The 12,685-nt window shown below is 60.1% G+C and carries 9 protein-coding genes; 4 read left to right on the top strand and 5 right to left on the bottom strand.

Annotated features, from left to right (window positions below; genetic code table 11):
- Positions 1–14 precede the first annotated feature (14 nt).
- Together JNN07_22460 and JNN07_22455 are read right to left on the bottom strand one after the other, a co-directional pair.
- Positions 15–1,553: a HAMP domain-containing protein gene (locus JNN07_22460; GenBank protein ID MBL9170515.1), complete on the bottom strand. Its 1,539-nt coding sequence runs from the start codon at positions 1,551–1,553 to the stop codon at positions 15–17.
- Positions 1,550–2,215 (bottom strand): response regulator transcription factor, encoded by a 666-nt coding sequence (locus tag JNN07_22455; GenBank protein MBL9170514.1) that lies wholly within the window; start codon positions 2,213–2,215, stop codon positions 1,550–1,552. The genes JNN07_22460 and JNN07_22455 overlap by 4 nt, the downstream gene beginning before the upstream one ends.
- 230 nt (positions 2,216–2,445) lie before the next feature.
- On the opposite strand from JNN07_22455, the gene JNN07_22450 reads away from it, so the two are divergent.
- Positions 2,446–4,176 carry a CotH kinase family protein gene (locus JNN07_22450; GenBank protein ID MBL9170513.1) on the top strand — a complete coding sequence of 577 codons (1,731 nt, stop codon included), beginning with the start codon at positions 2,446–2,448 and terminating at the stop codon, positions 4,174–4,176.
- A 48-nt stretch (positions 4,177–4,224) separates the two neighbouring features.
- On the opposite strand, the gene JNN07_22445 is transcribed toward JNN07_22450, so the two are convergent.
- From JNN07_22445 to JNN07_22435, 3 genes are all read right to left on the bottom strand, one after another.
- A complete protein-coding gene (locus tag JNN07_22445) occupies positions 4,225–5,247 on the bottom strand; it encodes a hypothetical protein (GenBank protein MBL9170512.1) in 1,023 nt (340 codons plus the stop codon).
- 285 nt (positions 5,248–5,532) lie between these two features.
- A complete protein-coding gene (locus JNN07_22440; protein MBL9170511.1) occupies positions 5,533–6,933 on the bottom strand; it encodes a sigma-54-dependent Fis family transcriptional regulator in 1,401 nt (466 codons plus the stop codon).
- The gene (locus JNN07_22435; GenBank protein MBL9170510.1) at positions 6,930–8,294 is read right to left on the bottom strand and encodes a hypothetical protein; all 1,365 of its coding nucleotides are present in this window, start codon (positions 8,292–8,294) and stop codon (positions 6,930–6,932) included. Before JNN07_22435 ends, JNN07_22440 begins: the two co-directional genes overlap by 4 nt.
- Before the next feature lie 145 nt (positions 8,295–8,439).
- Here JNN07_22435 and JNN07_22430 point away from each other — a divergent pair, with 145 nt between their 5' ends.
- From JNN07_22430 to JNN07_22420, 3 genes are read left to right on the top strand one after another with little or no spacing between them, the layout of a single operon-like run.
- The gene (locus JNN07_22430) at positions 8,440–9,606 is read left to right on the top strand and encodes an HlyD family efflux transporter periplasmic adaptor subunit (protein ID MBL9170509.1); all 1,167 of its coding nucleotides are present in this window, start codon (positions 8,440–8,442) and stop codon (positions 9,604–9,606) included.
- Between the two features lie 39 nt (positions 9,607–9,645).
- Entirely contained in the window at positions 9,646–10,731 is a 1,086-nt protein-coding gene (locus tag JNN07_22425; GenBank protein MBL9170508.1) for a DUF3616 domain-containing protein, read from the top strand.
- Positions 10,732–10,752: 21 nt separating this feature from the next.
- Positions 10,753–12,285 (top strand): TolC family protein, encoded by a 1,533-nt coding sequence (locus JNN07_22420; GenBank protein ID MBL9170507.1) that lies wholly within the window; start codon positions 10,753–10,755, stop codon positions 12,283–12,285.
- Positions 12,286–12,685 lie beyond the last annotated feature (400 nt).

Genomic DNA, 12,685 nt, shown 5'->3' with positions numbered 1-12,685 from the left:
CTCACCGATATGCCTCACTTCGCCCTCGGCAAATACACGCTGAAACAGGTTCCAACCCCCAGTTCGCTCGTCACCTTTATCCGTCCGCCGTGGGATTCCACAATGGCCTGGCAGATCGCCAATCCCAGGCCGAAATGGCCGTCCGCCCGAGATCGGGATCGATCGGCCCTAAAAAACCTTTCAAACACATGCGGCAGATCCTCGGCGCTGATCCCCAAACCGGAATCGCTGATGTGCAGGACCACCTCCGCTCCCTCCATGCTGGTTCTGAGCCGTATCTCGCCGCCCGGCTTATTGTACTGAATCGCATTCGAAAGCAGATTCAGGATGACCTGTTCCATCTGGACGCCATTCACCAGCGCACATGCCGGTTGCAGCTCGGTTTGAATGGATACGCTCCGGCTCGAGGCCAGGTCGCGCACGCGATCCACACAAGCCTCCACCGGAGTCTGCAAGTCCACCGGCTCGCGCTCCAATTGATCCTGCCCCGCATCCGAACGCGCCAAATTCAACAAGGACTCCGTCAACCGCCGCAGCTGCTGCGCGATCTCAAGACAGTTCTCCACGGTTTCCTTATACTCGGCCGTGGTGCGCTCGCGGGCGAGAGTGGTCTGCGCCTCCGAGATCAATACCGCGAGGGGTGTCCGCAACTCATGCGAGGCATCCGAGGTGAATTGCCTCTGACGCGAAAACGACGCCTCCAGCCGGGCAAAGGTGGAGTTGAGCACGGATACCAGTCTCCCCAACTCGTTCCCTTCTCCCGCCCCGGAGATGCGTTCCGACAAATTACCCGCCGAGATACGACTCGCCGCGGCGCTGATTTCCTCGATGGGACGGATCGCCCGCGTCGTCAGCCACCAGCCTCCCCCCAGTCCCATCCCCAGCACCGTTCCACCCGCCAGCACCAGCCACCAGCCAAATGCGCGGATCGAATCCAGGTCCTCCGCCACCGAACGCCCGACCAGCACACACTCCCCAATCTCGGTAAAATGATAGGCTTCGCGTATTTCTCCCCGGGAACGGATGTGCGTGCGGGTGTCGTTGACGGGCGTCGGAAGTTCGAGCTCAGGCGGCGCGTTGGTGGAAGCCTTCATCAAATTTTGATTGCGGGCCCAGATCGCAAAATAGGCCCGATCTCTTCGGTCGACCTCAAATTGGCCCAGAATCTCCGGAGACAACCGGATCTCACGCAACCACGGCTTGAACTCGCGGGACATGCCGGGCAGACGCCCCTCCCCCGGCTCCGCCCCCGGTCCCGGATGCGGCGGACGTTTGCCCTCGGGACCCGAGTCCTCCGGCCCAGGCCGACCCCGAGGACCACGCGAAAATGGGCCGCCTCCCCCGGGGCCGCGCCCCCCCTCAAACGGCGGACGAATCCTCACCGCCGCGCTGACCTGCGCCACTTGACGCTCCAATTCCTCGTCAATCCGGCTCAGTTGATGATTGCGATACAGCTGATAGGCTGTCACTCCAAAGCCGCTCAACAGGAGGATAAGCAAAAAGCCCAGCCACAACTGCAACCGCCAGCGAATGGAGTGAGTCAGCCGCATCACGGTGAAAGCTCGATGCAATACCCCTGCCCTCGACGCGTCGCAATCAAATCGTGACCCAGCTTTTTGCGAATGCTGAACACATGGACATCGACCAAATTCGACAAGGTATTATCGGTCTCATCGAACAAATGTTCATAGAGCGCTGTCCGGGTCACCACCTCGCCCCGATGCAGCGCCAGGTACTCCAGAATCGAATACTCGCGCGCCGTGAGGGAAATCGTCTCTCCCGCACGGGTCACGACTCGTGAGCGGGTGTCCACCCGGACGTCCCCCAATTCAATGACCGGCGAGGCCTGGCCCGTAGTGCGTCGTATCAAGGCGCGCAACCGCGCCAGCAACTCCGGCAAGTCATACGGCTTCACCAAGTAGTCATCCGCTCCAGTGTCCAAACCACGAACCCGATCCGGACTCGAGTCCCGAGCCGTCAACATCAACACCGGGGTCGACTTCTTCGTGCGCAGTCGTTGAAGAATTTCCCACCCGTCTAGTTCCGGCAGCATCACGTCCAACAGAATCGCATCGTAGTCGTAGGACTCGGCCTTGAACAAGCCGTCCCCACCCTTGTCCGCCGTGTCGACGGCATATCCTTCCTCACGCAACGCCTTGCTCAGGTTGTGCAGGAGCCGAGGTTCATCTTCGACCACTAAGACTCTCATAGACATTCCATGGTTTCCTGGTTCGGCGACGCCCTGGTCCTCTGGCCCGAAACACGGCGGCTCAACGACCTCGCCATCGCTCTGAACACTATGCCACCCAGCTGATTAAGGCATCATTAAGATCCCAATGGCGATTTTCCACGCTTAATCGAGCCTTAATCGTCGAAGGGCTATCGTGCTCGCCAATCAGGACGGGGATTCGTAGGATCGAAGCCCGTCCACATCACCTAACGCCGATGAAAAATCGATTCCTCTCCACCACTTGGTTTCTACCGCTCGCCCTCTGCTGGCTCAGCCTCAGTGCGATGCGTCCGCATGCCCAACCGGCCCGCGATGCCGATCGACCACCGCAGGGACCCGGACGGGACGAACCTCCCGGGCCAGGCGGCTTTGGAGGCCCAGGGGGACCCGGTGGACCGCCCGGCGGACCCCAAGAAGAACAAAAGCTCGTCGGACGCTTTGATCAGGACGGTGACAAGCGGTTGAATTCCGTGGAACGGAAAGCCGCGATGGAGTTCCTGAAACAGGAGGAGGCGGCCGGTCGCGGTCGTCGAGGTCCTCGGGGGCCTCGCGGCGGCCCTCAGCGGGAGCAGACGCCCGTAACGAAAGGACGCGCCCTGAAGCCTAGCGATGTCAAAACCTATCCCGCCGCCGATATCTATGATCCCGCCGCATTTCGAACTTTCTTTCTCGAGTTCGAAGACGCCGATTGGGAAAAGCAGATGACCGCGTTCAAGAACACCGATGTCGAGCTGATCGCCAAAGTGACCGTGGACGGCAAGGTCTACCCGGACGTGGGGGTTCACTTCCGCGGAATGTCCTCCTTCATGATGGTAGGCGAAGGACGGAAGAAATCTCTGAATCTTTCCTTCGACTACGTGAAAGAAGATCAACGCATCGGCAACTATCGCACTCTGGAATTCTTGAACTCTCACAGCGATCCCAGCTTCCTGCGCACCGCCTTGGCGAGCGAGATCTCCCGCGCATACATTCCCGCACCCAAGGTCAACTTTGTCGAAGTGGTGATCAACGGCGAATCCTGGGGCGTTTACGTGAATGCGCAACCGTTCAACAAAGATTTCATTCGCGATGCCTACAAGACCACGAAGGGAGCCCGGTGGAAAGTTCCCGGCAGCCCGGCAGGTCGGGGTGGACTGGCTTATCTCGGCGACAACATCGAGGACTACCGCAAGATCTACACGCTAAAAACGAAGGAGGATTCCAAGGTATGGAAGGATTTAATCCGTCTATGTCAGGTTCTCAACGAGACGCCCGCCGACCAGTTGGAAAAGGCACTCGAACCCCTGCTGGATATCGAGGGAGCGCTCAAATTCCTCGCCCTGGATAATGCACTCGTCAACAACGACGGCTATTGGATTCGGACCAGTGACTACAGCATCTATCAGGACCTTACCGGACGCTTTCACCTCATCCCTCATGACCTGAATGAAACGTTCATGCGTCCAGAATCGCCTCGGGGGCCGCGCGGGCGCGGGCAACGCCCCCCCAACGCTCCGGACGTCGGTGCCGCGCCTACGCCTCAGGCCCCCGCCGCACCGACCGCCCCCGCTCCCCGGGGAGTGGAACTCGACCCATTGGTGGCGGCCAGCGACGCATCCAAGCCCCTCGCCTCCAAACTGCTGGCCGTTCCAGCTCTGCGCCAGCGGTATCTCGGCTATGTGCGTGATATCGCCACCGAGTGGCTCGACTGGAAAAAGCTCGGGCCGATCGCCGAACGTTACCATGCTCAGATCGCTGAGGCGGTCCATGCCGACACCCACAAACTCAACTCCACCGAAGCCTTTGAGAAGAGCCTCACCGACGACACCGCCGGTGAAGCCGGAGGGCCCCCAGGTGGACCAGGTGGACCAGGTGGACCAGGTGGACCAGGTGGACCAGGTGGACGGTCTACCATAGGGCTCAAAAAGTTCGCCGACGAACGTCGTGCGTACCTCTTAAAGCCTTAGTGCCCGGATTTACGAACAAGCTCAGCGTGCTTATCCGAATCTGGGCACTTAAGGAGTGCCCGTGTTCGCACCCGGGACCCGGAACGCGACTTGGTAAAAGCCTCGTTCGGCCTTGGAATCCACATAGATGGTCAACGTACCTTCGCTGGTCGCCGTGTGTTTGTGACGATCCACTACGGCGGCCGGCGCGAGGGAGAAAGGCAAGGCCTTCCAGTCGAGATCGCTCAGGGTAGGATTGCCGTAGATCTCGTAGGTATAGCCGGCATAAGCAGGCACCGTCAGTTGATAGCGAACCGAGCCCGCCGTGAGGCCGCCTACGGCGGTGCCAGCCACCACCAAACTTCCGCCGTTCGGATAAGTGGGTTCCGAAGGGGTAAATCCACTCACGTAGTCCCAAGTGGCCTGAACTTCGCCAGTGGTAGTCCCAGGAACCGCCTCGTAGGCGAGCAGCACCGAAGCGCGCTGTGCCGCATTGGAAACCGTGGAGAAGACATTGTCATTCGAATTCTGCGTATCCCAGCGGGTCCCATTTAAATCATAAGCTACCTCATCCCAAAATGTCTGGGTGGTGGTGCGGGTCGTCCGACCCGGCAGGGTCACGCCCCAATGCAAATGGCGAGTTCGACCCCGATACAATCCGGCTTTGATGGTTCGAAAGCGAAAGGCGCCACTAGATCCGGTGAGAAATTGACCAAACCCGGCAAAATTGGAATCACAGGCCGAGTTCCGTCCCGCACTCGCAGAGTACAGATAGTCCCCTTCCCGATCCGCGTGCCAAAGCTCCACTAAGGCGTTCTTCACCGGGTTGCCATTCGAGTCCAGCACGCGGCCCGTCACATAGGTAACGACTCCACCTGCCAAGGTGAGGCTGTCATTCAACTGCACCAAATCATTGTCCTTATCCAACGGGATATCATCCGCCAACGGATAGTAAGGGCCCTGAGTCACCGTGGGGGAGAGCGTTAGCGCTTCTGCCAGGTAACCAGACAGCGCAAAGCCAGCTGAGGCCGTCGCCATCGATTTGAAAAAGCGCCGCCGATCCAGGGGAATATGGAAAGAATGAGGTTTCATAAACTAAGTTAGGTTCTTGGTTCAATCGTTTGCTTCGTTCAACCGGTATCCAGGTTGTTGAGATCCATGCTAAACCGAACGCAATTAAGCCATGATTAAGCGGAGCAGAAAAGGGGTGGATGTCAGGTGTCGGGTCCTAATCGTAATCGTTATCGTAATCGATCCCAAGTTCCCCTTCCCGCTCCGGGACCTCGGTGTGAGAAAAGCGGAGTCCTCCGAAGGGGCGAGGGGGTGATCGCGTTTACGATAAGCACGCCCGACACAAGTCCCCGGGCCCCCTCCTGTTCAACTCCTCTCCCATTCCGCCAGCCGTTCCCGCAGCTTCAGTCGGGTAATCCCCAACCAGCGAGCGGCTTTGGTTTGGTTGCCATCGGCTCGCTGCATCGCCTGCGTGAACAGCTCAATTTCCAACTCCCGCACCATGCGCCAATACACATCCACCAGCTCCCCGTTGACCGCGCGATCCAACAACTGCTGGACGTAGGCGGCATGCGGAAGCGCAGCGGGTGCGCCCGTCTGGGATGAAGTAGTCAAGGCCTGCCTGACATGGGCGGCTGATACCGCCAGAGGACGCGCCAGGAGCAGGGATCGACGAACCACATTCTCCAGCTCCCGCACATTGCCCGGCCAAGGATGACGCGACAACGCTTCCAGTGCCTCAGATTGAATGGATGGACTGGCGATATCCAACTCCGGAGCATATTTTTGAATGAAGTGCTTCACCAACTCCGGGATATCTTCAGCCCGCTCACTGAGCGTCGGCACCCGAATCGTGACCACGCTGAGCCGATAAAATAAATCTTCGCGAAAGTCCTTCTGCTGGATCGCCGCGTCGAGATCGCGATGAGTGGCCGCAATGACTCTGACATCCGCCGTCAGCAGCCGATCTCCCCCCACACGATGAAACGCCTTCTCCTGCAGCACGCGCAGAAGTTTTACTTGGGTGTCCAATGGCAGATCACCAATCTCATCCAAGAACAAGGTCCCGCCCTGAGCCTGCTCAAAGCGGCCAATGCGTTGCACCGCCGCGCTCGTGAAGGCGCCCCGCTCGTGTCCGAACAGCTCGCTCTCCAGCAGCGATTGCGGGATCGCGGCGCAGTTGATCGCCACGAACGGCCGATCCGACCGATCACTGTGCTGATAAACAGCTCGGGCCACCAGCTCCTTGCCGGTCCCGGTCGCCCCGCGGATCAGAACCGTGGCGGATGTCGCCGCCGCCCGACCAATCTCCTTGTAGAGCACCTGCATCGGCCGACTGCGCCCGACCAAGCCCCGCACCTCCGATCCCTGCGCCCCCAGCGGCACCGGCTCGGACATCTTCAGAGAACTCGCAACCCCCTCCGCCACCACGGACAGCAACTCCTCAACCTCGAAGGGCTTGGTCAGATACTCGAACGCACCGAACTTCATCGCCTCGATCGCGGTTTCCGTCGTGCCGTGAGCCGTCATGAGAATCAGCGGCAGCTTTGGATGTGAGGCATGAAAACGACGCACCAACTCGAGCCCGCTCAGCCCGGGAAGCTTGAGATCCGTCACCACCAATTGGTAACCCTGCTCTGCCACCCGCCGCAGCGCGTCCTCTCCCCGTGTTACCCAGTCCACCTCGTAGCCCTCAGCCTTGATGACTTTCTGAAGGGCCGTCCCGGCACCTGGATCATCCTCGATCAGCAGAATTCTGGATCTCATAAATCGGAAACCTCCCCCGGAATCACCACACTAAACGTTGTTCCTTTTCCCAATTGGGTCTCAAACTGAATGTGACCGTGATGCTTCTCGACGATGCGGGAAGCGATCGGCAAACCTAGTCCAGTCCCCGCAGCCTTGGTGGAGAAGAAGGGATCAAACAGACGCCGCCGAACCTCGTCCGGAATCCCGGGTCCCGAGTCGGTGATGCGGAGGCAAACGACACCGCCGCGCCCTTCCACCCGCGTAGAATTCTCCACCAGTGCTGAAAGAGTGATAGTGCCATCGCCGGCGATGCTCTCAGCCGAGTTCTGAACCAGATTCATCACCACTTGTATTAATTGCTGCAGGTCGCCCTGAATCTGCAGGCCCGGCGCCGGCTCCTGTGTCAATCGAATCCCCCGCTCGCTCAACGAGGCCTGCATCAGCCGAAGAATCTCCGCGAACAAATCATCCACCCGAAGCACCCGCAGGTCCGGGTCCGCCGGACGCGCGAAGAGTAGGAAATCCTTCACAATCTTCTCCAGCCGATTGAGTTCTCCTTTCAGAATCGAGAGATCCTCGTGATCCGAAAATCCCGCCGGGAGACTCCTTTCCAAGGTGAATAGCCGAAACTTCATCGCGGTCAGAGGATTCCGGATTTCATGCGCCACCCCTGCCGCCAAAGTGCCCAACGCCGCCAGCTTCTCTTGCCGGTCGATGATCGCACGGCTCTGATCGAGCTCCAGGCGCAAGGGCGCGATCCAGGCGCGATAGACGAGGAAAAAGATCACGACCAAGCATGCCGAGAGCAACCCAAGCGAGACCCGCCAGAGTTCCTGAGTCCGGTGCAAGGTCTGCTGCATGTCGCTCGAAAGTGCTGCCCAAGAGACCTGCTGGCCCGACACCAAGTCCTCGGCCAGCGCGAGCAGACGAGCCGACTTCACATCGATCTTCTGCTTGAGCTGCGCGGTCGTATCCCGCCGGATGCCCCGGGTGCCTTTCCCTTGCAGCGCCACGGTATCCGCGAGATAACTTCGAAACTCCTCATCAAAATGCGAAAGGACCTGCTGCTCTGCCGGGGTCAACAACAGCCGCCGAGCGAGCCGAATCTGCTCCGTCAGATCCTCCGACAGAGCATGAAACCCAAAGCGCTCCTCGTCACTGTCCGTCAGCTGAATCCGCAATAAACCCTCGTTCATGGAGCGAACCGTTTCGCGGAACCGCAGGCCCACACTGAAACTGGCCGGGCTGCCAGCCGCGATCCGATCCCGCAGCCGCATCAAACTGTTCCGAGTGCTGGCAAAACCCCACACCAGAATCCCACAGAGCACCAGCGCGGGGATCAGAACGAGAATCCATTGTTTGAGCGATGGCTTGGTCACGGGTACGTTCGTTTTTGTGCTTTCATTGGAACAAATCGTTCCTGCCCTGGCCAGCGCTCGGAGCTAAAAACCGCTCTCGACGCGACCACGGGGCCTGCCCCAGCAAGTTTCCGGCCTGGCATGGACGGTGCTAAGGGAGCTTATCATGACATCGCGAGCACCCATTCCAATCCCTCCCAGCCTCCGCTGGCGTGAATTCCGCATCAAGTCTCTTCCGCCGCTCTTCTTCATCGGACTCTGCGTCGCCTGCGGATTCCTGTGGCGAAGCGCGGTAGTTCAGGGTGGATTTCTCGGAGTGGCCGAGGGATCCCGCTCCGTCATCTCCGCTCTCCAACCCGGTGTGCTGGGTTCCCTGCGAGCCCAAGCCTATGACCGCGTCCGGGCCGGCCAGCCACTCGCTGACTTCGATCCCTTTGAACCGCGGATCGAGGTCGATCTGCTCAACTCGGAAATGCAAATCGCCCGACTTCAATGGGAACCCACCGCCCATGAAGAATATGCGTTCAGCGCTGACCGCCTGCTACTGGAGATTCATCGGCTGCGTACGGAACAAGCCGTCGCCCGCGTCAACCTCGCCCGGGCCGAAAATGAGGTCAAACGCAACCAGCCGCTCTTCCAAGAGAAGCTGGTCTCCGAGGAGATCTACGACCTGAGCAACAAGGGGCGCGATCTCTACCGGGCGGAAATTGAAACCAAACAACAGGCGATCCAAGCGCTCGAGGCACGCTTTGAGGAAATCACACGCCAGTCGACCGGAAGCCAGGGTCAAACCGGCAAGCAGGAACGACTCGCCGGTCTGCTCTCCAGCCTCAATACCGCCAGCAACCTAATCGCGCGTAAAACGTTGGCCGCTCCGATCGACGGAATGGTGTCCGCCATCTACCGCCAGCCCGGAGAGAGCGTTCTCGCCGGCGAACCCTTGCTGCTCATCAACTCGGAATGGTCCACTCGGGTAGTCGGATACCTGCGCCAACCGTATCCGTTCACGCCCGAGATCGGACAAAAGGTTCGGGTCACCACCCAGGAGCGCAAAACCCGCCAAGTGGTGGGCGTGCTGACTCAGATAGGGGCTCAGATCGAATCCATCACCAACACGCTGGCTCTGCTGCCGCAGGGCAAGCTGATCGACGCCGGACTGCCCCTCGTCGTGGATCTTCCAACAGAAGCACGCATCCGCCCCGGTGAAATCGTCACGCTCTCACTCCTGCCCCCGGAGCCATCCGCCACCGCCAGTCAGCCGGCCTCGCTATCCTCGCGTTCGTGGGCAGCCTCGACACTCACCCCCAGCCCAGTCCGCGCCGGACAACCCTAAGCTCACGCTGAACCCACCCCATCCCCAGGAAACGATTTTATGAAACCCTACGCTCTTCTCCTGCTCGTCCTGCTGGGAGGCATCGCCTTCTCGCTGACCAGACCCTCTCCGTCCTTTCCCGCCCAGTCTTTCCATGGCATGGCCGACGCGTCCGCCGTTGAAGTTCTGAATCAGGATTGGTTCGTGGTGGCCAACGATGAGGACAATCTGCTTCGCATCTACCACCGTGGGCAAACGGAAGCCCCCGTCCGCAGCCTGGACCTCAGCCCCTTCCTTCGTGCGGGCAACAAAGGGAAGAAGGGTAAGAGTGAGGAGGTGGATCTGGAGGGCTCTGCTCGGGTGGGGGACACGATCTTCTGGATTTCATCCCATGGACGCAACGCCGCAGGTGAATTCGCCTCCAGCCGACATCGCCTGCTCGCCACCAAGGTCGGCGCCATTGCGGGGGTACCTTGGGTGCACCCGGTGGGTGATCACTTCACCGATCTGGTTGCGGAGCTGCTGGCTGAACCGCGATTCGCGCACCTCGGACTGGCCGAAGCGGCCCAACGCGCTCCTAAAAGTCCGGGAGGATTGAACATCGAGGGCCTGGCTGCCACTCCTCAGGGGGGACTGCTCATCGGATTCCGCAGCCCCACCCCGCAAGGCCAGGCCTTGATGGTTTCCCTGCTGAACCCGATGGAGGTGATCGGGGGAACGAAGCCTCGCTTCGGTGACCCGATCCTCCTGCCGCTGGATGGACAGGGAATTCGCGGGATGGTCAATGTCGCCAGCGGATACTGGATCGTAGCCGGATCCAGCGGTTCCGGTGGCATCTCACGCCTCTTCCGATGGAATGGAGGTTCCGACGCCCCGGAGCTGTGGCCGGGGATCGATTTGTCGGACCTCAACCCTGAGGGAATCAGCGTGGCGGAGGGGACAACCGGTCCTACCCTGCTCCTGACGAGTGACGATGGAACAATGAAGGTCGACGGCCGCGAAGCAAAGCGGTTGAAGGATCCGAGCAAAAAGACCTTTCGACTCGCCACGGTGGTGTTGCCGGGGGCTACGCTGCCACCCGAGTCCAACACCTCGGTCCCCAGTGCTTCGATGCCCCTAGCCCAGCTGCCACCAGGACGACGCTAATCTCCACCTGTGGAACTACCTGTGAAACCCTTGTTGCTATCTCGATGCCTTCCGCTGGCACTGGGCCTGAGCCTCTTCTCAGCGGGGGACGCGCCCGCGACCCAGGTCCAAACGCTCGGACTGCGGGAGTGCTTGGCACTCGCGCTCATGGGTAATCGCGACCTCCAGCTGGAAAGAATCAATTCGGACGTCGCCAGCCTTCAGCTCTATGTGGCCGGCGGCTATTACGATCCCATTCTGTTCGGGCAGTATCGTCGCGAAGCGGCGTCGGAAATGGGCGGCTTCGATCCCGCTGACTTCAGCCGGGACACCTTCTACAATGCCGACTCGCAGACATCGCAGGCCGGACTTACCGGACGCCTGCCCACCGGCATGAGCTACTCCCTGGGAGGAAGCTACGCACAGAGCGACGGCGACCGCGAAGGCTGGAACTTCTCCTCCCATCGCATCGTGGCCAGCATGTCCTTCAGTCAGCCACTGCTGAAAAACTTCTGGAGCGATGCGGGGCGGCTGAATCTCCAGCTGCAGCGCCGAAATTCTAAGCTCGGCAAGCTGGCCGTCGAGCGCATCGCACAGTTGACTGTCCGCGACACGGAACAGGCCTACTATGCCTGGGTCGCCGCACGCGATATAAAATCCAATTTGGAGGAACTACTCCGCTCGCGCAGTCGGTTGCTCGAAGCCACGGAGCGGCAAATCAAGGAGGGCACAGCCACCGACTCCGATCGTCTTCTCGCGATCTCGCGGGTGGCTAGCTTAGAGACCATGATGGTGGAAGCCGATCTTGCCATCCGCCGAGCTGAGGTTCAGTTGATCAGCCTGCTGGGGGAGGGGTTCCGTCAGCGCGCCGAGCAGCCCTTCGTGCCGCAGGAGCTGCTGCTGGCGCCGCTGGCCGATGCGAGCCTGCAGACGAGCTGGAGCCGGGGCATCGAAAAGCGTCCCGAACTGGCGATGGCTGAGGAAGAGATTACCAAGTCCGGGCTGGTGACGAGGTTTCGCCGGAACCAGCTCTTTCCCACGCTCGATGTGGTGGGCGGTTACGGCCGCAAAGGGTCGAGCACCCAGCAGCTCCCGCCACCCTTAATCGCGGATGCATCCGCCGGTGACGCCTGGAGGCAGCTGCGGGCGGGCGATGTTCCCAACGACTGGATTGGGCTGGTGTTCAGCGTGCCGCTGTCGCGTCGGGCCGAGCGGGGCGAGTTTCGAATCAGCAAAAAGCTTCAGGAACAAAGCCAGATTCTGCGCGAGCGCCAGGAGGAAATCATTCTTCGAGAGATCGCCGATGCCGTGCATGGCGTCGAGTCGGGCGCTCAGCGAATCCAAACAAGTCGCCGGGCCAAGGAAAATGCGGAGGCGGCGCTGGTGGCCGAGGAGAAAAAGCTCGCCGGCGGAAAGAGCACGCTCTTTTTCGTGCTCCAGCTTCAGCAGGATGTCGCCGATGCCCGCGCAGCACACGTCCGAGCGCTCGCCGACTATCAGCTCGCACTCACCCACCTGCACTGGTCCGAAGGAACCTTGCTCGAACAACGTCAGATCACGATCGAGGCGAGGTAAGGGTAGTGACGAGTGACGAGTGACGAGTGACGAGTGACGAGTTGCGCGCAGCATCGAGACTCGAGGTTCACCTGTTGAAGTGCCAGCCGCTCCCGGATTTGCCGTGGCGTGAAGGAACAGCGGTGTCGTACCCTCATCTTTGCCGCTAAAAGTCGGGACTCGACAAATCGGAGGACACCGGCGTCTCTCACCTGGGCGGCAGTGGCTCGAACCCATAGGGTTCAAAGAGATTTAGCCATCACTCATCACTCATCACTCATCACTCATCAGTAGTGTCCGGTTTAAAAACCCGGTAAATAGGGCGCTTTATTGAGGTTGGGAATTTTCTCGGGAGGCAAGTCATCGAAAAGCCCAGCAAACAGCGGAGTTTTCTCAAAAAGTGTGATGCTAAAAATCTGCA

The organism is Verrucomicrobiales bacterium, assembly GCA_016793885.1.
In the GTDB taxonomy this organism is placed as follows: Bacteria; Verrucomicrobiota; Verrucomicrobiia; order Limisphaerales; family UBA11320; genus UBA11320.
The sequence above is the reverse complement of the archived record's forward strand: the minus strand, read 5'-3'. Positions and strand labels throughout refer to the sequence as shown.

What these genes read in the sequence shown, in the direction of transcription:
- JNN07_22455 (MBL9170514.1), bottom strand. Translation starts at nt 2,215, where the DNA reads ATGTCTATGAGAGTCTTAGTGGTCGAAGATGAACCTCGGCTCCTGCAC.
- JNN07_22450 (MBL9170513.1), top strand. Translation starts at nt 2,446, where the DNA reads ATGAAAAATCGATTCCTCTCCACCACTTGGTTTCTACCGCTCGCCCTC.
- JNN07_22445 (MBL9170512.1), bottom strand. Translation starts at nt 5,247, where the DNA reads ATGAAACCTCATTCTTTCCATATTCCCCTGGATCGGCGGCGCTTTTTC.
- JNN07_22440 (MBL9170511.1), bottom strand. Translation starts at nt 6,933, where the DNA reads ATGAGATCCAGAATTCTGCTGATCGAGGATGATCCAGGTGCCGGGACG.
- JNN07_22430 (MBL9170509.1), top strand. Translation starts at nt 8,440, where the DNA reads ATGACATCGCGAGCACCCATTCCAATCCCTCCCAGCCTCCGCTGGCGT.
- JNN07_22425 (MBL9170508.1), top strand. Translation starts at nt 9,646, where the DNA reads ATGAAACCCTACGCTCTTCTCCTGCTCGTCCTGCTGGGAGGCATCGCC.